This window comes from Tenacibaculum sp. 1_MG-2023 (assembly GCF_030547425.1).
GTDB lineage: Bacteria > Bacteroidota > Bacteroidia > Flavobacteriales > Flavobacteriaceae > Polaribacter.
The window spans coordinates 36,439-59,708 of the sequence record NZ_JAUORH010000003.1; the positions used below are offsets into that span (position 1 = coordinate 36,439).

A 23,270-nucleotide genomic window follows, 5' to 3' on the forward strand; every position below is an offset into this window, starting at 1 on the left:
ATAAACTATTTTTATCTTGATAAATGTTAGGAAATGACAACCTCTTTTCTAATTCTACTAAGCGACTCAGGAGCTATACCAAGAAAACTAGCTATTTGGTATTGAGGAGCTTTTAAAACAATTTTTTTATCGTAATCTTTTATAAAATCTAAGTACTTTTTCTTGGCTGATTTTGTTTGCATTGTTAATGTTCTTTGTTGGGCGCAAAGGTGATTTCTCTCAGCTAAAACACGTCCAAACTTTTCAAAATTAGGATACTCTTTATATAATTGAGTCAAATTATCAAAAGATATCTTATAAACTACACTATCTTCAATGGCTTCTAAAAATTCAGAAGAAGGAGTTTGGTATATAAAGCTATCAAAAACTGTTATAAAATGCTTATCACAAGCAAAATAGGTAGTGAATTCTTTATCTTCTATGTTTTTAAATGTTCTAAAGAGTCCAGATTCGACAAAGTATAAATCTTTTACTGTTTTTCCTTCCTCAATTAATAAGGATTTAGCTTTATATTCTTTTTTTTCTAATTGATTGTGAAACGTTTGAAATTCATCTTCTGAGAGTCCGATTAAATCGTGCAACAATCTTTTTAGTTCATTCATTACGTAAATAGTGATTAGTGTAGTTTTTAAAGAGATGAAATTCACTGATAGCGAAGTTATCTAAAACAATCCTAAGAATCAAACTAATTTTTAAGGGTTTAAAGTAAAAAAAGATCAATTAAAACGTATCTTTGTACCCCAAAATTTTGATATGCGTACCAAAACAATAAAACAAAACAAAATCAATGTAGTTACCTTAGGTTGTTCTAAAAACGTTTACGATAGTGAAGTGTTAATGGGACAGTTAAAAGCCAATGGTAAAGACGTGGTTCATGAAGATGAAAATGACGATGGTAATATTGTAGTAATTAATACATGTGGCTTTATAGGTAAAGCTAAAGAAGAAAGTGTAGATACTATTTTACATTATGCGCAACGTAAAGAAGCAGGTGAAGTAGATAAAGTATTTGTTACTGGTTGTTTAAGTGAGCGTTATAAACCAGATTTAGAAGCTGAAATTACCAATGTAGATCAGTATTTTGGTACTCACGATTTACCTAACTTGCTTAAAGTTTTAGAAGCAGATTATAAGCATGAGTTAATCGGTGAGCGTTTAACAACGACTCCGCAACATTATGCCTATTTAAAAATAGCTGAAGGTTGCGATCGTCCGTGTTCGTTTTGTGCTATTCCGTTAATGCGTGGTAAGCATGTTTCTACCCCAATTGAAGATTTGGTTACAGAAGCTACGAAGTTGGCTGAAAAAGGAATTAAAGAAATCATGCTAATCGCACAAGATTTAACCTATTACGGATTAGATATTTATAAAAAACGTGCGTTGGCAGATTTACTGCAAGCGTTGGCGAAAGTTGATGGAATAGAATGGATTCGTTTGCATTATGCCTTTCCAACAGGTTTCCCAATGGACGTGTTAGAAGTAATGAAAAATGAGCCAAAGGTTTGTAATTATTTAGATATTCCGCTGCAGCATATCAACACCGAGATTTTAAAGTCAATGAAGCGTGGTACAACGCATGAAAAAACCACTGCGTTGATTCATAAATTCCGTGAAGCAGTACCAAATATGGCAATTCGTACGACATTGATTGTTGGATACCCTGGAGAAACTGAAGAGCAATTTCAAGAATTAAAAGATTGGGTAGAAGAAATGCGTTTTGAACGTTTAGGAGCTTTTGAATATTCACACGAAGAAAACACAGGTGCATATGTTTTAGAAGATGATGTGCCTGCTGATGTTAAGTTTAGACGTGTGAATGAAATCATGGAAGTGCAATCGCAAATTTCTTGGGAATTAAATCAGGAAAAAATAGGAAAGACTTTTAAATGTTTATTTGATAGAAAAGATGGTGGATATTACTACGGACGTACCGAGTTTGATTCACCTGATGTAGATAATGATGTAATTGTTGATGCACGTGAACATTATATCAAATTAGGAGAATTTATTGATATTGAAATTTTTGAAGCAGGAGATTTTGATTTACATGGAAAACCTGTAGTAAAACAAGAAAGACCAGTTCCCTTAAATCAAAAGAGAAAGTAATTTTCACAAATGTCATTCAGAATGAAGAGAGGAATCTTACTGAAAACGAAATAAAAATGAATCCTGCTATTGCAGGATTTTTTTATGCATATTTGTCACATGAAAAAAGCCTATTTTAATTGGAGTTCAGGTAAAGACTCTTCATTAGCATTATACAAAATATTGCAACAAAAGGAATACGATGTGCAAAAATTGATTACGAATGTAAATCAAGATTACCAACGTGTTTCAATGCATGGGTTGCATGAAGATTTACTAGATGCACAAGCTGAAAGTATTGGTATTCCATTAGAAAAAATTTACTTTCCTGCTGAGGTTACGATGGATTTGTATAATGAGAGAGTGAAAGAGAAAACTGCTGAGCTAAAAGATGTAGGTCTTGTAAATGGCATTTTTGGTGATATTTTCTTGGAAGATTTAAGAGCGTATCGTGATTCAAAATTACAAGAAGTAGGAATTACAGGAGTATATCCGCTATGGAAGCAAGATACTAAGGAGTTATTACGTGAATTTCTGAGTTTAGGTTTTAAAACAATTACCGTTTGTGTCAATGCAAAATTGTTGGGAGAAGAGTTTGTAGGTAGGGTTATTGATGATGATTTTATAAATGAGCTTCCTGAGGGAGTAGATGTTTGCGGAGAAAATGGTGAGTTTCATACTTTTTGTTATGATGGACCTATTTTTAAGAAACCTGTAGCCTTTGAAATAGGAGAGAAGGTGTTGAAATCGTATACTTTGCATAAAAACGATGATGACAACTGTTATCAGGATTCAAAGAAATCAGAAAAAAAAGCTACTAAAAACTATGATAGAAGTTTTTGGTACTGTGATTTACTGTTAAAAAAGTAATTTGCTTATTGGTTCTAATAAACTTTTTGCTGGGGCATTTTCTAAGCAAGAATTACAAGCGTTGTACATAAATAAACAATCGATAAAATCGGTTAGCATGTGCAGCAATAATCCTAAACCTATAATATTATAAGGTCTTTTTAAAAAGAGTAAAACAATATAGATTCCAATAGCATAATAAGAGTGAAGTATGTGAAACCCGAAACTACATCGGTTAGAATCAAATATTGGGTTAGCAAATAAATGATCTAGATCTACTAACATAGTAGCAAGCAAAATTAGAGCAATTCTTTTCCAGTTATTTCTAAAAAATAGATAGGCTATGATTATGGGAAAACCAAAATGTAAAAAATAATGAATAAATGCTTGCATTTATTTTAAGATTAAACTACTTCTTTTTCTAAAGCTAAAAAATGTGTGACCTTTGAGCTGTTATTGTTATGCAGTGGAATAATGTGTAATTCACATTTATAGGTAGAGTTATCTTTTCTGTAATTGACAATTATATCTTTAAAAGGCTTTCCTTTTAGTAGTTTCGTTTGAATCCTTTTTCTAGTAGTTTCCTTGGTTTTTTCACCTTGTAAAAAACGTGGAGTTTTGTTTAAAGCAAACTCTTTTTTATATCCCGTCATTTTTGTAAAACCGTTGCTCACCCAAACTATTTTTTTATTAACATCGGTAAGAACTAAAGATTCATAATAGTTTTCTTTTATAATATGTGATATGTTGTTTTTCCAGTTAAGGTTTTTAGATAGCGTTTTTATAATTTTTAAGTCACTATATAACTCTTTTTCAAAAAACAAATCTTGAATACCCCAACTTAAAAGGTTTACACTTTTCTTTGAAGAAGGTTCAAGGTCAGTAGCAATTTTAATATACTCTTCTTTTTCCAAATTAGACACATAAATATCTAAAGACATCATTTTATCAAAACTATTTTTCATATCAACTAAGTAACTACTTTTTTTAGAAAAATTAAAACTTTTCAAAAACGCCTAAACTAAATAAGGCAAAATCATACTTAACAGGGTCTTTTTTATCAAACTTTCTTAACGTTAGGTCAAGTTCTTGAATTGCTTTCCAGTCATTCTGTTTTCGAGTAAGGATTCTCAGTTTTCGAGCAACATTTCCTGTGTGAACATCTAAGGGTAAATGCAAGTTAGCCTGTGAGTGTTTTTTCCATATACCTAAATCGACTCCAGTAGCATTATCGCGTACCATCCAGCGTAAAAACATGTTAATTCGCTTCGATGCTGAACCTTTCAACGGATCGGAAACATGTTTTAAAGTTCTTGGTTGGTGTAGTATTTCAAAAAAAACTTGTTTAAAATGATGAATTGCATGCTGATAATTATCGGCATTACCTTTAGGTTGTAAAACAGCTTCCAATCCACCATGGTTTTGATAGATGTTTTTTAAAGACTGTATAAAAAACTTAAAATCTTCAGCATTAAAAGTTCTGTGGACAAACCCATCAAAACTAGCTAAATCTTCTTCAGTATGATTGAGTACAAAATCGTAAGGTGAGTTTCCCATTAAACTCATCATTTTATGGGAGTTGTTAATAATCATTTTACGATTTCCCCAGGCAATAGTTGCTGCTAGAAAACCAGCAATTTCAACATCTTCTTTCAACGAAAATAGATGTGGAATTTGAATTGGGTCACTATCAATAAAATCAGGATTGTTGTATCGTACAACCTTTTCGTCTAAAAATTCTTTAAGTTCAGTTTTGTTCATTTTATACTAAATCTCCTGCAAAACTAAGCAAAACAAAGAAAGCATTATAGCAAGCATGTAATAAGATACTCCATTGTAAGCCAAAACGAACTCTAATAAATCCTAAATAGCCGCCTAAAATAGTTTGTGGAGCAACTAATATTGGAGCTAATAAAAGGACATTTGTGGTAATACCAAAATTGGTTAAGTGTACTAAACCAAAAAGTATAGCAAAGATATAGAAGGCTTTTTTAAATGTTTTTTTGCCATGAAATAAGGTGATAGGAGCTCTAAAAAATAATTCTTCGAACAAAGGGGCTAAAATAATAGCAAGAAAAGCAATAAACCATTTAGAGTGTGCTTTTAGTAGTTCCTCCATAGCATGCTCATTCATATTTACCCAACCCAATTCTTGAATAAGAATAAAAAGAGGAGACAATACAGCACCTGTAATAATACTTATGATCAATAGATGAAAGAATTTTTGAAATTGATACGTACTATTCTGGTTAGTATCTTTTTCTAAAACAGGGTTTTTTAAATAAATGATAAGCTCTTGAAAAGTTTCTTTCATAGAATTGATTTATTAATTAGTAGCCAGAAACTTCAAATAGTTACACTATTCAACAATAATTCCGTCCTTCATGGTAAGTGTTCTATCAGCCATTTGTGCTAACTCTTTGTTGTGTGTGACTAACACAAAAGTTTGTCCGAACTCACCACGCAGTTTAAAAAATAACTCATGTAAGTTTTTAGCAGAAGTAGAGTCAAGGTTTCCTGAAGGTTCGTCAGCAAAAATAACAGAAGGCTCATTAATTAAAGCTCTGGCAACGGCTACACGTTGTTGTTCTCCACCAGAAAGTTCATTAGGTTTATGGTTCTCTCTATGTGATAATCCTAAAAAGGCTAGTAATTCTTTGGCTCTTTTTTCGGTTTCTGCTTTTCCTTTTCCTCCTATAAAGGCAGGAATACAAACATTTTCTAAGGCAGTAAATTCTGGTAATAACTGATGAAATTGAAAAATGAATCCGATGTGTTTATTTCTGAAAGCAGAAACTTTTGTGTCGTTTAAACCTTTGATAGAAACACCATCGACTAACAATTCGTAGTTTTGATTTTTTAAGGGTTTATCTAAAGTTCCTAAAATTTGTAATAAGGTTGTTTTACCAGCTCCAGAAGGACCAACAATAGCTACAATTTCTCCTTTTTTTATATGAAGGTCAACGCCTTTTAAAATTTCTACCTCTCCGTAATGTTTGTGGATGTTTTTAGCAACAATCATAGTGTTATTTTCTAAGTAACGAATGTATAAAAAAGAAATCAGATAAACTTTAGAGCTTACCTGATTTAAAATAATACATAAACGTGTATTTAAATTATGCTTTTGATGTTGTTATAATCAATAAAATAAACCAAGCGAACTGAAAACCTATGCTGCATGCTTTGATCAAAGAGTTTAGAGATATTGTTTTTAAAATCAATATTTGCAGGGGCAAAATCATGATCAGGTCTTATAGAGTTTCTGTAGAAAAAAATCAATTGACTACCAGGAGCAAATTGCCATTGATAATTTAAGTCTAAGTTCCAACTATTAAAATTTTTATCGTGTTCTCCTTGATAATTATTTGAAGTAAGTTCTCCGTTATCTTCATTTAAGCTAAAATACTTTTCTTGATATGGAACTTTACTCCAGTTATGCCTAAACGATAACGACGCTGCTGATTTTGTGCTAAACGTATATTTCCCAGTTAAAGAATTGTCATAAGTAGCCCAATCTCGTTGCCCGAAAATAATATGATCTTTTAAAGGAGCTAATGAAGGTTTTTCTTCTACATCATCTTCATCAATTTTTGTAACATAGCCTTGACCGTTATTTGTTTTACCATACCTGAAACCATAAATTAAAGAAAACTTGTTGGTAAAACGATATCTAGGAGAAATTCTGAATCCATAGTCTTCTTTAGGATTGTTTTTATAAAAAGTATAATACCAATCGTAGTCTATAGCGAACTTTTTTCTATAATCAGTAGACCCCCAGTGATTCACATTTAGTCTTTCAGGTCTGTTAAAATAAACTCCACTAGTAGTTCCTTGTCTTGGTTCAAAAAAATCTTTTCGTTCTGTGCTATAATTCAAATTTCCTCCAAAACTGAATCGTTCTTTTGTGTCAGTACCAAAAGATAAACTAGCATTTGTACCTACGTACGTTCCTGGATTGTGTAAGAAGTTAACATCATAAAAAATATTAACTCTATAATTATTGAATAGTCCTTTAGGTTTTAACAGCTGGTAACCGATAAAACCGTAAATAACTTGTTCGTTATTGCTAAATAGAATTCCCATGTCGTTAGGGTTATAGTCTTTGTTTTCAAAATTATATCCAATTTCTCCACGCCAATTCCCTGATTGCTTACCTATACTAGTGTCGAAAGTGTAACCTGTATTAGGATTGTCTTCATCGTCAGAGATAGTACTCATTTTAAAACTACCGTCTACATTGTATCTACTTTTTTTATCTTCAACATGCCATAGAAGTCCAGTAACATTAGCATCTCTAAATCGTCCATCACGAGTTACATTGGTGTTAATTAAGGTAACAGATGAGTTTTGATTAAACTGCTGATCTAATACCATAATATTGTAATTAGAAAACGGATTTACTGTAGTTTTATAAGTACTCACATTGCTAATTGTATCCAACCCGTTAATTGTTTGTTCAGTTCTTTCAACAGTAGCTTCTGTTTTTTCGGTAATAGCATTAAAAAAGCCAACTCCTAAACCTCCTTTGGTTCTTCCTGATATTTTTATAGCGTTTAGCATTTGAACTTTATCAGGAATATCTATAACTTCATCATTTACTTTTTTACCATCAGTAAATTCATCATCATCTTTTCGTTCATCAGAAAATTGATCTATTGGTCTTCCACCAACTCTTCTAGAATAAAACAAATTACCTTTGGTAAAGAGGTCGGTTCCTTCTGTAAAAAATTGACGTTGTTCTGTAAATTGTTGTTCGAAAGGGCCGAGGTTTAAGGTAACATTGTCAAAACCTACTTGACTAAAATCAGGAATTAATGTTGCGTCTAGTGTAAAGTTTTCAGTAATTCCATATTTCACATCCATACCTACGCTCCAGTCAAAAACGGTATTATCATCTTTAGTGGTTGTAGTTGCCGATGCGTATGGATAAAAGTTTAATCGAGTAGGAGGTTTTATATTGTTAAAGTTTTTATACAGACCATCGTATTGTGTCCAATTCCCTTGTTGATTATCAATATGGTTCCAAGTAAATTGAGCATTCAAATTTAGAACCTTTCTGTGATAATTGATTCCCCATGATTGAACAGGAACATTGGCAAAACGTAAAGCTCTATAAGGAATCTTCATCTCCACAACCCAAGAGTCTTCGTTAATACTAAAATCGCTATCCCATACAGCACTCCAGTTAAAATCTTCATTTCCGTTTGATACTTTTGAGTCTGCTTGCGCACCAGAACTGGTTACAATAAATTCAAAAGGATTTTGTCCATCATCGTTAGGGTTAATGGTTATTAAAAAGAAGTCGCTATTACCAATATTGTCTCTGTTGGTAAACTCAGCAGGTATTTTTGAAGGATCAGGATCATACATTTTGGCACTGATGTAAATAGCATTGTCATCATACACCAATTTTACTATTGTTTTATGAGTGTTAGGTTCTTCTTTTCCATTGTCAGGACGCATCATCACAAAATCTTTAGCAACAGGAACATTTTGCCAAGCGGTGTCATCTAGTTTTCCATCAATTTTTGGTGGTGAATCTACACGTACTACGTCTAGTTTTTTTCTATTTTGGTTAATAGTTTGAGCAGTTGTGATTTTTATAAAGAAGAAACAGATTGTAAGAAATGCTAAAATTTTAAGCATAGTTGATTGAGATATAGTATTAGTTGTTGAGCTAAATTATTATGATTTGGGTTAATAAATCACAAAATCACGTTAATTACAGTAAAGACCTGTTAAAAAAAAGAATGTTACATGTTTAAGTGTTAAAAAAATGTAAAAACAAAAATTGAATAAAATTGATTTTAATCATAAATTAAAGTACAATTTATAAGGTATTATAAATTGAATTTGTATTTTTGTTCGACTTTAAAAATTCATATCTAATGAACTTACACGAATATCAAGGTAAAGAAATATTAAGCAGTTTTGGCGTTCGTATTCAACGCGGAATTGTTGCAAATACTCCAGAAGAAGCTGTTGAAGCAGCAAAGAAATTAACAGAAGAAACAGGTACAGGTTGGCACGTAATTAAAGCTCAAGTACACGCAGGTGGTCGTGGAAAAGGAGGTGGAGTTAAGTTAGCTAAAAACTTAGACGAAGTAAAAAGCATTTCTGATGATATTTTAGGAATGATGTTAGTAACTCCTCAAACTTCAGCAGAAGGAAAGTTAGTTAACCAAGTGTTAATTGCTGAGGATGTATATTATCCTGGTGATAGTGAGCCAGATGAATTTTATATGTCAGTTTTATTAAACCGTGCTACTGGTAGAAACATGATTATGTACTCTACTGAAGGAGGTATGGATATTGAAACAGTGGCAGAAGAAACTCCACATTTAATTTTTACAGAAGAAATTGATCCTGCAACAGGATTATTGCCTTTCCAAGCTCGTAAAATTGCTTTTAACTTAGGTTTAAGCGGTGGAGCTTTAAAAGAAATGGTAAAATTTGTTACTGCTTTATATACTGCATACATCAAGTCTGATTCTTCGATGTTTGAAATTAACCCAGTATTAAAAACATCTGATGATAAAATTATGGCAGTAGATGCTAAAGTATCGTTAGATGAGAATGCATTATACCGTCATAAAGATTATGCAGCAATGCGTGATTTACGTGAAGAAAACCCTATTGAGGTTGAAGCGAAAGCTGCAGGATTAAACTATGTAGATTTAGATGGTAACGTTGGATGTATGGTAAACGGAGCTGGTTTAGCAATGGGAACTATGGATTTAATTAAGCAAGCAGGTGGTGATCCAGCTAACTTCTTAGATGTTGGTGGTACTGCAGATGCACAACGTGTTGAAACTGCTTTCGGAATTATTTTAAAAGATCCTAATGTAAAAGCTATCCTAGTAAACATTTTTGGAGGAATCGTTCGTTGTGATCGTGTTGCTCAAGGTGTTGTAGATGCTTATAAGAATATGGGAGACAAAATTAATGTGCCTATTATTTGTCGTTTACAAGGAACAAATGCTAAAGAAGCAAAAGAATTAATTGACAACAGCGGAATGGAAATTATCTCAGCTACTGAGTTCCAAGAAGCAGCCGATAAAGTAGGAGAAGTTTTAAACGCTTAAACTACCTTTTAATTCTTAGTTAGAATATAAAAAAACCTCACTGTTATAGTGAGGTTTTTTGTTTTAAATAAGGTAGTTTAAAGTTTTAAAGGACTTTACCTGTTTAGGACACCTATTATTTCTGGAGCATAATATTCTCCTCTAAATGTAAAATAGTTTCCATTAGGTCTAATAATAATATAACTGTAACAAGGATATTGGAATTTAAAAAATGTTTTTTCTATGATTGATTCTTTATCTGGATACCAAGAAAAGTAATCATTAAAGTTATTAACTGTACGTGTGTCTTTAAAAATAAAAAACTGAGATATATTTTCTTTATTCTTTAATTCTTGAACGAAACGCTTAAAGTTTTTAATACTAGCTTTGCTCCAAGGGTTGTTTGCAATATAACAGTTGTCTTGTTTTGGGAAATAATTAATAATAATAGTTTTTGTTGAGTCAATTTTTTCATCAGACAAATAAAAAAGATATTTTTTAATTTTATTATGGGTGTTAATATCAATTCTTCCATGTTTTCTTTTAGCAACTTTTATTAAGGCTATTGTAGTTGAATCTTCTTGTATTTGGAAATGAAAAAAATGTTCATTTTTTTCGTTTGAAAAATATGTTTCCTTAGTAAGTTTAATAAAGTCTTCATTAAGAAAAATAGTATCTTTTAATTGAGCGTAAGAGTTCAAAGAAATAAAAATAATGAGTGAAGTTAAAAATTTTAGCATTTTTCTAGTAAAAATATATAATTTTTATAAAACTACAATTTTTCTTTCAAAATCTCAATTTCATCTCGTAATTGTGCTGCTACTAAAAAGTCTAAAGCTTTGGCAGCTTCTTCCATTTGCTTGCGTTTAGTACGAATACGTTTTTCTATTTCTTGTTTAGGTAGGTATTCCAACTCTTGTTCAGCAGCTTTTTGTGCCACATTATCATAATGATACGAGGTAATAGCATTTTTAGATAGCGTATTGTCTATCTTTTTATTGATTTGTGTTGGAGTAATTCCGTGAGTGGTATTGTAATTAATTTGTTTTTCACGTCTGCGATTGGTCTCGTCAATGGTGAGTTGCATACTGTTGGTAATTTTGTCAGCATACATAATCGCTCTACCGTTTACATTACGAGCAGCGCGTCCAACGGTTTGTGTTAATGATCTGTGTGAACGTAAAAAACCTTCTTTGTCAGCATCTAAAATAGCCACTAACGATACTTCTGGAAGGTCTAATCCTTCCCTTAAAAGGTTAACTCCAATAAGTACATCGAATAATCCTTTACGCAAATCTTGCATAATTTCTACACGTTCTAAGGTATCTACATCAGAGTGAATGTAACGACAGCGTACTTGAATTCTAGTTAAGTATTTAGCTAATTCTTCAGCCATTCGCTTAGTTAGTGTAGTAACCAAAGTACGTTCATCTTTTTCTACACGGATTTGAATCTCTTCAATTAAGTCATCTATTTGATTTAAGCTAGGACGAACTTCAATTTCTGGGTCTAACAATCCCGTAGGTCGAATTACTTGTTCTATAAACAAACCTTCGGTTTTTTGTAGTTCATAATCAGCTGGGGTTGCCGACACATAAATAACTTGATTTTGTAAAGCTTCAAATTCTTCAAACTTTAGTGGACGGTTATCCATTGCAGCAGGTAATCGGAATCCGTATTCTACCAAGTTTTCTTTACGACTTCTGTCTCCACCATACATCGCGTGAACTTGTGGTACGGTAACATGGCTTTCATCAATTACCATTAGATAATCATCAGGAAAATAATCTAACAAACAGAAAGGCCGGGTACCTGCTTCTCGTCCGTCTAAATAACGAGAATAGTTCTCAATTCCTGAGCAATACCCCAATTCACGAATCATTTCTAAGTCGAACTCAGTTCGCTCTTGTAAACGTTTTGCTTCTAAATGTTTTCCTATTTCTTTAAAATAATCTACTTGTTTCACCATATCCTCCTGAATTTGATGAATGGCGTTTTGTAGTATGTCAGGAGATGTTACGAATAAGTTAGCAGGATAAATATTGAGTTTATCTAAACGTGTAATGACTTCGTTGGTTTCAATATCAAAGGTTTCAATTTCTTCTATTTCATCTCCAAAAAAATGAATTCTATATCCATTATCTCCATAAGAAGGATAAATGGTAACAACATCACCTTTTACCTTAAACGTTCCACTTTTTATTTCAACTTCTGTGCGAGCATATAAACTGGTAACTAAGCGATGTAAAAATTTGGTACGAGAAATTTGTTGGTCAACTTCAATAGTAATAACATTTTTTTTGAATTCAGTCGGATTTCCAATACCATACAAACAAGATACTGAGGCTACTACTAACACATCTCGACGTCCTGAAAGTAGGGAAGAAGAGGTGCTAATTCGTAAGCGTTCTATCTCATCGTTGATGGATAAGTCTTTTTCAATGTAGGTTCCTGTTACAGGAATATAAGCTTCTGGTTGATAGTAATCATAATATGAAACGAAATACTCCACAGCATTGTTTGGAAAGAACTGTTTGAACTCAGAGTACAACTGAGCAGCCAAGGTTTTGTTATGAGCCAAAACAAGTGTTGGTCGTTGTACTTCTGCTACTACATTGGCTACCGAGAATGTTTTACCAGAACCTGTAACACCTAAAAGTGTTTGATATCTTTCATCGGCTAAAATTCCGTTTGAAAGTTGTTTAATGGCTTGAGGTTGATCCCCTGTTGGTTTAAATTCTGAGTGTAATTCAAAGTTCATTCAACAAAAATACGGATAGTTTATGTGAAAAACTATCCGTATTTTTTACAATTATTTATGGTTTTTACTTTCTCAATAAAGAAAAATGCCCAGTCTTTTTTCTTACTTTTCCATTGGAATCAATTAGCTCAGCGTTATACCAATAATCATTTGTAGGTAAGGTCGTGCCATTGTATACGCCATCCCAACCTGTGTGATTTTTATCAGTAATTTCATTAATGAGTTTTCCGTAACGATTAAATATTTGGACTTTTACAATATCGTAATAATCGTTATTAACTCCTAATACTTTCCATGTGTCAAAATACCCATCACCGTTTGGTGTAAAGTGACGTTGAAAGTAAATAGTTGAAATTTGGTTTGATGTAGTAATTCCACATCCATTTCGGTCTCTAATAGATATTGAGTTTAATCCAGGAGGAATATCAGTAAAGGTATATGTTAGATTTTCATTTTCTTTAACAAAGTCGCTAAGATTTGTGCTATTTAAAGCATATTCGTAGTCACCAATTCCATCAACAGTGATTTCAATTTTATTACTTACAGGATTGCCTTGATCGTCTACTGATTTAATGTTTACAATTAATGCTTGGTTGGACTCTTTAACAAGAAATGTGTTATATCCCATGCAATATTTAGAAATATTAGGGTATTTCCTATAGGCCTCAACTTTATATTTTCCTGCAGAATTAGCGTTGTAAATATTTGATGTTTCATTAGAAATCAAGTTTCCATTTAAATACCATTTATAAGTGTCGGTTGGGTTTCCTGTGTCAGCATTTAAAGGGATTGTATGTAGTTGAGGGTTTGACTTTGGGTTGTCAATACATAAAATAAGATCATTTAAATTTCCTTGAGGTTTAGGAAGATTTTCAACATGTACATTAAACTTACCTATGCTTTCGCAAGCATTATTGTGTCTTGATATAACTCTTACAAATATTTCTGAGTTATCGGTGAACAAATCATCGTTATAAGGTGAGATAATTTTATTTATTTGTAAAGAAGCATCGATAGCTGTTTTGTAAAATTCAATCAAATGTGTAGTGTTAGTTAAAGCACCGTTAGATTTTGTAATAATATCATCCCTTTTCATGTCGAAATCAAAAAAGGCATTTTGACTTCCTATACTTTGAGTAGCATTTAGGTTTAAAGCATTAGTGTCTAACTCACAAGAATACATATCATCAAATGTACTCAAGCCTGAGGAATTAACAGTTAGGCCTAGGCTTCCTGTATTAAAACATTGTGTTGTGTTATCTATAATTTTTACAAGTAATGTTTGACTAAATGGAGTTGTATTAATATAGTTTTGTGGCGATGTTATAGGTATGTTGTTATTAAAATCAGTTTGATTTTCAAAAAACAATACTGTTATATTTGTAGCATTGTTTGATATTTCAGCCTCTTTGATTTTTAAATTAAATGTAGTGAAACCATCAGTAGGGTTGGCATCAAAATCACATTGTTGATATGGTGGTATTGTAACAAAATCAGGAATAGGTGTTATAATTAGGTTAAAGCTGGATGCAGTATTTAAGCAACCAACATTATTCTCAACTCTTACAAAGATTGCTTGAGTGTCTTTTGTTGTATTAGTAAAAAGAGTGTTTTTATTTATAGGATTTAAATCATTTTGTGCATCAGAAAGACTTTGGTGATAACTCACCATATGTGTATTGGGGTCTAATGCTCCTAAAATTTCACTGTCTTTAGAAGATAATAAAAACGAACTATACAAACCATCAGTATTATTTCCACTATAAGTATCATCACATACAACATAATCTGATGGTTGAGTAATATTAATATTATTGTTTACAATAATATCATAATCGGTTACAGAGAAACATTCAGAGTTTATGTTTGTTAACCTCACAAATATTTTTTGAGGGTTACTTGTGTTTTTAAAAGCATTTGGAGTTACTATAGGGTTTGTGTTGGTTTGAGCATCATTATTACTTAGATGGTAACTAATTTTTACATCTGTTTGTCCATTTAGTATTGAGTTACTATTAATAGTCAAATCAAAATTTGTACTGTTGTCAAAAGTACCATCACTATCACATTCTTCTAAGTCGTACGATTGACCAACTGTTGGAGAATTGATTGTAGGAGGTTTGTTAAAAGTAGCTGTACCTGTCCAATCAATTTTAAAGCTACTGTTACCTATAGGTCTATCAATAACTAGAAAATAAGAATCATTATCATTTACATCAAATGCACTAACAAAGCTATTACCTAGAGAACCAGGTCCTTCAGAAATGTCAGTTTCAGAACTCCTAATACCTGTTAGGTTACTTCCTTGGTTACTTGCAGCTGGATTTGTTGTAGAGCATCGAATGGCTTGTCCTATGTTTCCACAATTTACATTTGGACCAAATATAAAAAAATCAAAATCGATGTTAATGTCAGTATTATGGCTACCGTCAGCATTAGTTGGGGTTAGGGTAAAGCTTAATGTACCTCCTTTATCAATTTTAATTTTAATCCATAAACTATTATTCTCTTGACTAGAACAAGTATTAGATCCTGAAAGTTCTTGAATACCTACCCCTGTCGCGTTTAAGTTTTGAAAACCACTATTACCACAAACAACAATAGCATCAGAACAATCATTTTGAGAAAATAGAGATACGTAAGTAAACAATAGATTTAAGATAATTAATTTTTTCATAGTGTGTGATTTATTTTCTAAGTAGAGAAAAATGCCCTGTCTTTTTCCTTACTTTTCCATTGGAATCAATTAGCTCAGCGTTATACCAATAATCATTTGTAGGTAAGGTCGTGCCATTGTATACACCATCCCAACCTGGGTGATTTTTATCAGTAATTTCATTAATGAGTTTTCCGTAACGATTAAATATTTGGACTTTTACAACATCGTAATAGTTATTGTTTACTCCTAATATTTTCCATGTGTCAAAATTCCCATCACCGTTTGGTGTAAAGTGACGTTGGAAGTAAATAGTTGAAATTTGGTTTGATGTAGTAATTCCACATCCATTTCGATCTCTAATAGAGATTGAGTTTAATCCAGGAGGAATATCAGTAAAGGTATATGTTAGATTTTCATTTCCTTTAACAAAGTCGCTAAGATTTGTGCTATTTAAAGCATATTCGTAGTCACCAATTCCATCAACAGTGATTTCAATTTTATTGCTTTCTGGACTATCTCGATCGTCTACTGATTTAATGTTTATAACTAATGCTTGGTTAGACTCTTTTACAAAAAATGTGTTGTATCCTAGATATGAGGTAGAAATATTAGGATGTTTTCTATAAGCTTCGACTTTATATTCTCCAGAAGCATTAGCATTGTAAGTAGGAGATGTTTCACCTGAAATTAATTTGTTATTTAAGTACCATTTATAGGTGTCCGTTGGATTCCCTGTATCAGCATTTAAATGAATTCTCTTTGGTTGAGGGTTTGTTCTTGGATTATCGACACATAAAATTAAGTCATTAAGGTTTCCTTGTGGTACAGGAATTTTTTCTACAAAAATTTTAAAACTCCCAACGGCTTCACAAGATGTAGCTCCTTTGTTTGAAATTCTAACATATACATCAGAATTATCGGTAAATAAGTCATCTTGGTATGGAAGTACAATTTGATTTGTTTGTAATGATGCGTCCTTTGCTGTTCTATAATATTGGAAATCATGAGTAGTATCAGACAATGTTCCTCCAGAGCTATTAATTATTTTTTGAGTTTTTAAAGAAAAATCAAAAAAACCGTTGTTAGTACCAACACTAAATTTAGCATCAGGATTAGATGCGTTTTGATCTAATTCATGAATGTATTCATTGGTGTATGAAGTTAACCCTGTAGGGTTTACCTGTAAATTGACAACATCAGTTTGGTAACATTGTGTAGTATTGTTTGTAACTCTTACAGTTATAGAATGATTTATGGTTGCTAAATTAGTATAGTTATTTTTGTTAAGAGGTGTTGAAAAACTAGTGTCAGATGTTTCAAAAAAATCTATTGTAACCTCAGAAAGGTTTTTTACTAATGCTTTTTCTAGTATTTCTAGGTTGAAAGTTGTAAATCCATCAATGGTATTGTTATCAAAATCACATTGAATATATGGAGGTAATGTGTTAATTGTAGGCTTTGGTTCAAATGTAATTTGAACTTTACCGGTATATGTTTTTTTACAATAAGAGTTAGATTCTATTTGTATTTCATACAAACCACTGCCATAATTAATATTGTCAATTGTTAAAACCCTTGTATTAGCTACTTCTGTTCCATCTTTAAACCATGTATATGTATCACTAGGGTTGTTCTTTTCTGGTTGAATTTGATAACTTTCTCCAATGCAAAAAATTTGATTGCTATTGTTTAAAACTTCATTATTAGCAAGGTTTATTAGCTTTACAGGGGCAAAAAATGATTGGATAAAAGGAGGTAGTCCTTGTGAAGACCTTGCCCCGCCAAGACTAACAGCATTTGATGTAAACTGAATGTCTGTAGCATTGTCTTCGGGGTTTTCTATGGCTCCTAAATGATTTCTTTCAGGAATGGAAGCATAAATTTTTCCGTTAGGGGCCAGTTGTAAGGCTCCTCTATAACCTTGCTCTTGATGAACTTGAGTTTTAGTTTGTGGAATATTAGAGTCTAACAAATCATATTGAAAAATTCTAAAAGAATTACTGTTTTCATGATATAAAGAAGTATATAGTTTTGTTGATTGTTGTGAAAACTCAACGCCATAAGGGGATCCATCAATTGGGCTATCTGTAAGAATTAGACCATTAGAATCTACTTTACCCGTAGCATTATCAAAATTGTATAATACTAATCTTCCACTTCCGTCATTAGTAAAATCAGCTAATGCTACCTTAGTTCCATCGGGAGATACTTTTAAGTATCCTCTTTTATCTCTTAAAAAATATGAAGAAGTTGAGATTATTGGGTTTGTTGAATCTACTCCATTTTTATCAATTTTATAGGCGTAAAAAGTATTTTGTACTATAGATAAAGCCCATATTTCTTTACAATCTTTTCCTTGTACAGCAGTAACTTTCTCCGACCATTCAAAATCTCTACTATCAGCTAAGTTTACGGGGCCAGAAATAATTTCTCCACCATTACCTTTTGAAATATCTATAGTATAAAATTTAAATCCAGGATTATCTGGGTAGGGAAGGTTTCCTATAAAGTTGGTACCCACGGTAAATATATAATAAAGGTTTTTATCTTCAGGGTTAGGGACAATTAAACCTGATTGTGAGCTTGATGGGTTTCCTTGAAGGTTATCTGCTAAACCACCACTAGAATAATGCATTAACTCGTGATTTTTTGTCCAAACATTAATTCCATCTGAATAAAATAATAAGTTACCATTTTCGTCTGAAATGGTTGAACAACCTTCGTCTGTTTTTAGTAGCCCGTCATTTAATGTTACTGGATTTCCTGAGTTGAAATCCAGTCCTGCATTATTCCCAAAATACCAAATATTTGCTTCTTTTTGGCTATATGAAGAAATAGAAACTATAAAAAAAAGTGCTAGAAGTAGTTGTTTTTTCATTTAAATGGAATTAATTATATAAATAAAACAACTAAACTACATAAAACCCTCTATAAATCTCGTTTTTTTAACAAAGCATATGATGAATAAATAAAAATAGTTGTCCAAATTAATACAATTACGATGTTAAATAAACTAACAGAGTAATCTTTCGTGAAGTTTTCTCCTATTTGATTTGCAACTGATTTAACTGCACCTAATCTTGTAAAAGGTTCTTTAATTAAGTTAGCCATTGACTCTAGAGGAAAAAACTGCATAATTGAGTTGACTGCTTCATCAACACCAGTTTTTATATTTCTAAATGTCCAATATAAATATCCTTTAATTAAACTTTCTACAATTAACCAAACAATCATAGCCGCTACAGCAAAGGCAGATCGTTTAATTAAGACTCCTAAAAACAAACCAAAAGAGAAAAAGCCTAAAAGTTTAATGAAAAAAGCAAATAAATAACCCAAGTCTGAAAATATGATAGAAATTTCATTAAAATCAGAATATATAGCACCAAGAATTAATGAAACAGCAAAAACAAAAACGGTGGAAATAAGAGAAAAAGCTATAACAGTATAAAATTTTGAAAGAATAAATTCTTTTTTGCTTAATCCATCAATTAAGTTTTGTTTTAAAGTTTTATAACTGTATTCGTTAGCCATCATAGAAACAATAACTAGTAATAAAAAGAATTTAAAAATAGCGGCCATATAGGTGTTAAAGTGCCAGATATATGGAAAATTAAAAATTCCTTGTTCAGCTAAATGAAACTTAATAGGGCCTATATCAAATTTTATTGCTGCAATTAAAGCAATTGAGGTCAATAAAGCGAAATATATAATAGAAAGAATTTTGCTAGCTCTGTTATATTTTAATTTATGAATTTCTATATTTAAAAGTCGTAACATGGTGTTGTAGGTTTATTGGTTGTTGGTTAGGTCTAAGAATTGTTGTTCTAAGCTAGGTTTGCGTTTTACTAAATGAGAAAGAGAAACACCTTTATCAAATAAAAATGTATTAATTTCTGATGCTGATAATTCTGATGCTAGACTTGCTATTAAAATTCCATTTTCTTCTTTTATTTTTCCTATTGCTGGATGATTTTCTAAAAGTTGAATAAGTGTATCTTGATTATCTGCTTGAAGCTCAAAAAAACCATTTGAAGCACTCATTTCATCAACTCTACCGCTATATAGTTTTACACCATTTCTAATTACTACAACGTGCGAACATACTTTTTCTACTTCATCAAGTAGGTGAGAGGCAAGTAAAATTGTGGTTCCATTTTTAGCAATTTCTTTAATTATTTGACGAATTTCATGAATTCCTTGAGGATCTAATCCATTTGTTGGTTCATCTAAAATTAAAATCTCAGGATCATTTAATAGGGCAGAAGCAATAGCTAAACGTTGTTTCATCCCTAAAGAATAAGTCTTGAACTTACTATTTCTACGTTCATAAAGGTTAACAGTTTTTAATTTTTCATCTATTTTATCGTATGAAACTCCTTTAATTTTACATATTAATTGTAAGTTTTGAACAGCACTCATGTATGGATAAAAATTAGGACGTTCTATAATCGCTCCTACTTTTTTTAATGCTTCATGTGTAGATAAGTTTCCATTGAACCAGCTAAAACTCCCTGAGGTTTTGTTTACTACATTTAAAATAATACCTAAAGTAGTAGATTTACCACTTCCGTTAGGTCCTAAAATTCCGTACACTGTGCCTTTTTGTATATCGAAGGAAAGATTGTTTACGGCATGAACTTTTCCGTATTTTTTATCGAGGTTTCGAATAGATAAAATTGTTTCCAAGCTATTTTGGTTTTTGTTGATTATATGTATTTGACGATTGATGTAAATTATTGTTACAATGTATAAAAAAAGTAGTAGAAAATAGTTTAAAAGGAAAGTTTAGCTTTTTAGAAAAATACATGATATATTCAGAAGTAAATTTAACTAGATGGTTTAAAACTAAGGTAGTTTTGCATATCAAATTATACAATTATGAAAAAAATAAACTACTTATTAGCAATTATTTTAACAACTGTTTTTTATGTAAGCTGTTCATCTGATGATGTTCAAGAAACACCAAATCAATTTATAATTGAAGGTGAAAATTATTCAATAGAATCAATTTTGGTAGAGAAATTCATGAAAGGAGATACGCCTTCTGTATTCTTACACTTATTGAATGTTACTGAAGAAGATATAGAAGCTGCTCGAAACTCTGGTATAGCTTTAACTGAGGTGGATTTATTTTCAATTACTGTTCGTGATAAAGACTTAACTTCAAAAACTTATACAACAGACAGTTTATGGTATGAATTTATGACGGATGGAGAGTTTTTAGGAGAGTATGATAATGAGCAATTGTTAATGGAGTATGAAACTGGAGATGAAGTTACTTTAACTATAAATTCAATTAATGAAACTAATATATCATTAGATATTAAAGTTAAAAAGGCTAATGGAAATGTAGCAACAGGAAGTTATAACGGAAAATACAGTACTGTTGATAAATCATTAGAGCGTAGTTAGAAAACAAATAGGATAGATAATAAAAAAAGCTTAGGGTTTACCTAAGCTTTTCTTACTTAAAAATGACATTATTTGTTATCAATTAACCTAAATCCTTCACCATGTATATTTAAAATTTCTACATTTTCATCATTCTTCAAGTATTTACGAAGTTTAGCAATATAAACATCCATACTACGAGAAGTGAAATAGTTGTCATCTCGCCAAATCTTTGTCAACGCCAATTCACGTGGCATTAAGTCATTTTTATGCACGGCTAACATTCGTAAAAGTTTACTTTCTTTAGGTGATAACTTTTGAGGTTCTCCACCTTTGTATATTAAATGACGTAGTTTAGAGTTAAAATCAAAAGACCCAATTTTAAACTCAAATTCATCACTGTCGTTTGTCTTTTCTGTTTCTTTACGTTGTAAAATTGCTTTAATTTTATGTAATAAAACTTCAGAATCAAAAGGTTTATTTAAATAATCGTCTGCACCAACTTGATACCCTTTTAAAACATCTTCTTTTAATGTTTTTGCAGTTAAGAAGATAATAGGAATTTCTTTGTTAGTTGAACGAATGTCTTCAGCTAAAGAAAAACCATCTTTACGAGGCATCATTACATCTAAAATACATAAGTCATATTCTGCATTTTTAAACATAATTAAACCATCTATTCCATCTTTAGCATGTGTAACATTGTAATCATTTAATGCTAAATAATCTTTAAGAACTGTTCCAAAATTAGGATCGTCTTCTACTAATAATATTTTTTTACTCCCCATTTCTTAATATTTTATATTAATGGTAATTTAACTGTAAATGTGCTTCCTTTCCCTTTTTCACTTTCAACGTAAACGGTACCTTGGTGACTATCTATAATTTCTTTTACATAGGCTAAGCCTAATCCGTGACCTTTTACGTTGTGTATATTCCCTTTATGTTCTCTATAAAACTTATCGAACACATATTTTTGAGCATTTTTACTCATCCCTATACCTTCATCTTTTATCTTAAAGATAAAGTATTTATTTGTGTTTTCAGTAAATACATCAATTTTTGGTGCGTTTTCTGAATATTTTAATGCGTTTTCTAACATGTTAACAACAACATTTGTTAAGTGAAACTGATTTCCAAGAACTTCTGTTGAAATAGCTTTAAAATGAGTTGTTACACTTCCTTTTTTGTCGTCGGTTAATAGCTGAATATGTTCAGTAGCCTCTTCAATTATGTCGTGCATGTCTACTGCATCCTTACTAATTTCAATCTGGTTCTTTTCGAGTCTTGAAATTCGTAATACATTTTCTACCTGTCCGTGCATACGCTTATTTTCATCGCGAATCATTTGAACATATCGCTTAACCTTTTCTTCATCTGATATGATTTTTGGGTTTTTAATTGCATCTAAAGCTAGATTAATAGTGGCAATAGGTGTTTTAAACTCATGTGTCATATTGTTAATGAAGTCTGTCTTTATTTCAGAGATCTTTTTTTGACGAATAAGCTGATATAACGATGTTGAAAAAGCAGCAATGATAATTCCTATAAAAAATAAAGAAAGTATCAGTACTTTCATCATGCCTGAAAGCAGATTCTTTTTCTCGTTAGGAAATTTAACATATAGTTTATATTTACTATTTCCGTTTTCATCTTCCAATAACGGATAGCTAATATCTTCTGGTTGTATGTTAAAATATCCAGACTTTAACTGTGTTGCCAAACCATCTTCATAAACAACATATTTAAAATCTTGTGTAATATTCATTTTAGCAAACTCTTCTTTCAGAGTGTAACTTAACTCTTTATTACTTATTCTTTGGTTAATAGGAAACACGGCTTTACTTCGTCTAAAAGCATGTTCCATAACTTCATTATTCCAACTATTATAAGTTCTAAAAGTAGAGTAACGGTTTTCATCTAAAAAAGGCTTAAAATCTTTATTTTCAGATTTTATTACCTGAGAAAAGTAAATATCTTCTTTCCCCGAGTAGCGTTTAATAATAATAGAGTCGTTATCTACAAACTCATTAGGCATTTTAATACTCTCTTCTAAAATAGTACTACCAAAAGAAAACTTTTTTTTGCTTACCGTATCAACTTGTTGAAAAAGAAAAGTTGTTATTTCAGCATCAGTTCTTAGCTTATCATTTTCAAAATAATCTTTATAATTTTGCTTAAACTCTAGATACTCTCTCTCTTTTATGTTTTCAGAGGTGCGAGCTAAAGCAATTTTCACATTGTTTTTAAATTGTTCTTTTTTATTTTTGATAGCATCGTTAATCCAATAAACTTGAATAGAGATGATTCCTATTAAAGAAATACTCATTAAAATAACAATGAGAATAAAAATTTTCTTACCCATTATTCAAAAATAAATTAATAAAATTTAGGCGTATAATCTTTTAACTTAGATTAACAGAATCGCTATAAAATTAAGATAATTTTAACAAAAAATTAT

Annotated in this window: 19 protein-coding genes; 4 read left to right on the forward strand and 15 right to left on the reverse strand. The window is 31.2% G+C overall.

Translation table 11 applies throughout. From position 1 onward, the window contains the following. Window positions 1-26 precede the first annotated feature (26 nt). A complete protein-coding gene (locus Q4517_RS03105) occupies window positions 27-602 on the reverse strand; it encodes a Crp/Fnr family transcriptional regulator (protein WP_303506121.1) in 576 nt (191 codons plus the stop codon). 151 nt (window positions 603-753) lie between these two features. Here Q4517_RS03105 and rimO point away from each other — a divergent pair, with 151 nt between their 5' ends. Then, on the forward strand, window positions 754-2,106 hold the full coding sequence (gene rimO, locus Q4517_RS03110; protein ID WP_303506123.1) for a 30S ribosomal protein S12 methylthiotransferase RimO: 1,353 nt from the start codon (window positions 754-756) through the stop codon (window positions 2,104-2,106). A 99-nt stretch (window positions 2,107-2,205) separates the two neighbouring features. After that, window positions 2,206-2,955, forward strand: a complete 750-nt coding sequence (locus tag Q4517_RS03115) for a diphthine--ammonia ligase (RefSeq protein ID WP_303506125.1) — start codon at window positions 2,206-2,208, stop codon at window positions 2,953-2,955. Here Q4517_RS03115 and Q4517_RS03120 read toward each other — a convergent pair. From Q4517_RS03120 to Q4517_RS03145, 6 genes are all read right to left on the reverse strand, one after another. Beyond that, the gene (locus Q4517_RS03120) at window positions 2,944-3,327 is read right to left on the reverse strand and encodes a DUF6122 family protein (protein WP_303506127.1); all 384 of its coding nucleotides are present in this window, start codon (window positions 3,325-3,327) and stop codon (window positions 2,944-2,946) included. The two genes, Q4517_RS03115 and Q4517_RS03120, sit on opposite strands and share 12 nt — an antisense overlap. 11 nt (window positions 3,328-3,338) lie before the next feature. After that, the gene (locus tag Q4517_RS03125; RefSeq protein ID WP_303506129.1) at window positions 3,339-3,899 is read right to left on the reverse strand and encodes a PAS domain-containing protein; all 561 of its coding nucleotides are present in this window, start codon (window positions 3,897-3,899) and stop codon (window positions 3,339-3,341) included. Between the two features lie 31 nt (window positions 3,900-3,930). After that, a complete protein-coding gene (locus tag Q4517_RS03130; protein WP_303506132.1) occupies window positions 3,931-4,695 on the reverse strand; it encodes a TIGR02757 family protein in 765 nt (254 codons plus the stop codon). 1 nt (window position 4,696) lies between these two features. Then, window positions 4,697-5,248, reverse strand: a complete 552-nt coding sequence (locus Q4517_RS03135) for a CPBP family intramembrane glutamic endopeptidase (RefSeq protein WP_303506134.1) — start codon at window positions 5,246-5,248, stop codon at window positions 4,697-4,699. A gap of 45 nt (window positions 5,249-5,293) precedes the next feature. After that, window positions 5,294-5,956, reverse strand: coding sequence for an ABC transporter ATP-binding protein (locus tag Q4517_RS03140; RefSeq protein ID WP_303506137.1), 663 nt, complete (start codon window positions 5,954-5,956; stop codon window positions 5,294-5,296). 89 nt (window positions 5,957-6,045) lie between these two features. Continuing rightward, window positions 6,046-8,580, reverse strand: coding sequence for a DUF5916 domain-containing protein (locus Q4517_RS03145; RefSeq protein ID WP_303506139.1), 2,535 nt, complete (start codon window positions 8,578-8,580; stop codon window positions 6,046-6,048). A 242-nt stretch (window positions 8,581-8,822) separates the two neighbouring features. Between Q4517_RS03145 and sucC the strand changes: the two genes are divergently transcribed. Beyond that, entirely contained in the window at window positions 8,823-10,019 is a 1,197-nt protein-coding gene (sucC, locus tag Q4517_RS03150) for an ADP-forming succinate--CoA ligase subunit beta (protein WP_303506141.1), read from the forward strand. 95 nt (window positions 10,020-10,114) lie between these two features. Here sucC and Q4517_RS03155 read toward each other — a convergent pair whose 3' ends face one another. The 6 genes from Q4517_RS03155 to Q4517_RS03180 all read right to left on the reverse strand — a co-directional run bounded on the left by Q4517_RS03155 (window position 10,115) and on the right by Q4517_RS03180 (window position 20,104). After that, window positions 10,115-10,738, reverse strand: coding sequence for a hypothetical protein (locus Q4517_RS03155; protein ID WP_303506143.1), 624 nt, complete (start codon window positions 10,736-10,738; stop codon window positions 10,115-10,117). A 32-nt stretch (window positions 10,739-10,770) separates the two neighbouring features. Continuing rightward, window positions 10,771-12,759 (reverse strand): excinuclease ABC subunit UvrB, encoded by a 1,989-nt coding sequence (uvrB, locus tag Q4517_RS03160; RefSeq protein WP_303506145.1) that lies wholly within the window; start codon window positions 12,757-12,759, stop codon window positions 10,771-10,773. A gap of 64 nt (window positions 12,760-12,823) precedes the next feature. Further along, window positions 12,824-15,436, reverse strand: coding sequence for a T9SS type B sorting domain-containing protein (locus tag Q4517_RS03165; protein ID WP_303506147.1), 2,613 nt, complete (start codon window positions 15,434-15,436; stop codon window positions 12,824-12,826). A 10-nt stretch (window positions 15,437-15,446) separates the two neighbouring features. Next, the gene (locus Q4517_RS03170) at window positions 15,447-18,296 is read right to left on the reverse strand and encodes a T9SS type B sorting domain-containing protein (protein ID WP_303506149.1); all 2,850 of its coding nucleotides are present in this window, start codon (window positions 18,294-18,296) and stop codon (window positions 15,447-15,449) included. Between the two features lie 50 nt (window positions 18,297-18,346). Continuing rightward, window positions 18,347-19,195, reverse strand: coding sequence for an ABC transporter permease (locus Q4517_RS03175; protein ID WP_303506151.1), 849 nt, complete (start codon window positions 19,193-19,195; stop codon window positions 18,347-18,349). Window positions 19,196-19,207: 12 nt separating this feature from the next. Beyond that, a complete protein-coding gene (locus Q4517_RS03180; RefSeq protein WP_303506153.1) occupies window positions 19,208-20,104 on the reverse strand; it encodes an ABC transporter ATP-binding protein in 897 nt (298 codons plus the stop codon). 192 nt (window positions 20,105-20,296) lie between these two features. On the opposite strand from Q4517_RS03180, the gene Q4517_RS03185 reads away from it, so the two are divergent. Next, entirely contained in the window at window positions 20,297-20,830 is a 534-nt protein-coding gene (locus tag Q4517_RS03185; protein WP_303506155.1) for a hypothetical protein, read from the forward strand. A 68-nt stretch (window positions 20,831-20,898) separates the two neighbouring features. Here Q4517_RS03185 and Q4517_RS03190 read toward each other — a convergent pair whose 3' ends face one another. Further along, on the reverse strand, window positions 20,899-21,597 hold the full coding sequence (locus Q4517_RS03190) for a response regulator transcription factor (protein ID WP_047789269.1): 699 nt from the start codon (window positions 21,595-21,597) through the stop codon (window positions 20,899-20,901). 11 nt (window positions 21,598-21,608) lie between these two features. After that, window positions 21,609-23,174 (reverse strand): sensor histidine kinase KdpD, encoded by a 1,566-nt coding sequence (locus Q4517_RS03195; protein WP_303506163.1) that lies wholly within the window; start codon window positions 23,172-23,174, stop codon window positions 21,609-21,611. Window positions 23,175-23,270: the final 96 nt, after the last annotated feature.

Coding starts and splice junctions, on each gene's coding strand:
- Q4517_RS03195 (WP_303506163.1), bottom strand. CDS start 23,174: ATGGGTAAGAAAATTTTTATTCTCATTGTTATTTTAATGAGTATTTCT.
- Q4517_RS03170 (WP_303506149.1), bottom strand. CDS start 18,296: ATGAAAAAACAACTACTTCTAGCACTTTTTTTTATAGTTTCTATTTCT.
- Q4517_RS03190 (WP_047789269.1), bottom strand. CDS start 21,597: ATGGGGAGTAAAAAAATATTATTAGTAGAAGACGATCCTAATTTTGGA.
- Q4517_RS03130 (WP_303506132.1), bottom strand. CDS start 4,695: ATGAACAAAACTGAACTTAAAGAATTTTTAGACGAAAAGGTTGTACGA.
- sucC (WP_303506141.1), top strand. CDS start 8,823: ATGAACTTACACGAATATCAAGGTAAAGAAATATTAAGCAGTTTTGGC.
- Q4517_RS03115 (WP_303506125.1), top strand. CDS start 2,206: ATGAAAAAAGCCTATTTTAATTGGAGTTCAGGTAAAGACTCTTCATTA.
- Q4517_RS03185 (WP_303506155.1), top strand. CDS start 20,297: ATGAAAAAAATAAACTACTTATTAGCAATTATTTTAACAACTGTTTTT.
- Q4517_RS03145 (WP_303506139.1), bottom strand. CDS start 8,580: ATGCTTAAAATTTTAGCATTTCTTACAATCTGTTTCTTCTTTATAAAA.
- Q4517_RS03140 (WP_303506137.1), bottom strand. CDS start 5,956: ATGATTGTTGCTAAAAACATCCACAAACATTACGGAGAGGTAGAAATT.
- Q4517_RS03120 (WP_303506127.1), bottom strand. CDS start 3,327: ATGCAAGCATTTATTCATTATTTTTTACATTTTGGTTTTCCCATAATC.
- Q4517_RS03155 (WP_303506143.1), bottom strand. CDS start 10,738: ATGCTAAAATTTTTAACTTCACTCATTATTTTTATTTCTTTGAACTCT.
- Q4517_RS03125 (WP_303506129.1), bottom strand. CDS start 3,899: ATGAAAAATAGTTTTGATAAAATGATGTCTTTAGATATTTATGTGTCT.
- Q4517_RS03135 (WP_303506134.1), bottom strand. CDS start 5,248: ATGAAAGAAACTTTTCAAGAGCTTATCATTTATTTAAAAAACCCTGTT.
- rimO (WP_303506123.1), top strand. CDS start 754: ATGCGTACCAAAACAATAAAACAAAACAAAATCAATGTAGTTACCTTA.
- Q4517_RS03105 (WP_303506121.1), bottom strand. CDS start 602: ATGAATGAACTAAAAAGATTGTTGCACGATTTAATCGGACTCTCAGAA.
- Q4517_RS03175 (WP_303506151.1), bottom strand. CDS start 19,195: ATGTTACGACTTTTAAATATAGAAATTCATAAATTAAAATATAACAGA.
- Q4517_RS03165 (WP_303506147.1), bottom strand. CDS start 15,436: ATGAAAAAATTAATTATCTTAAATCTATTGTTTACTTACGTATCTCTA.
- uvrB (WP_303506145.1), bottom strand. CDS start 12,759: ATGAACTTTGAATTACACTCAGAATTTAAACCAACAGGGGATCAACCT.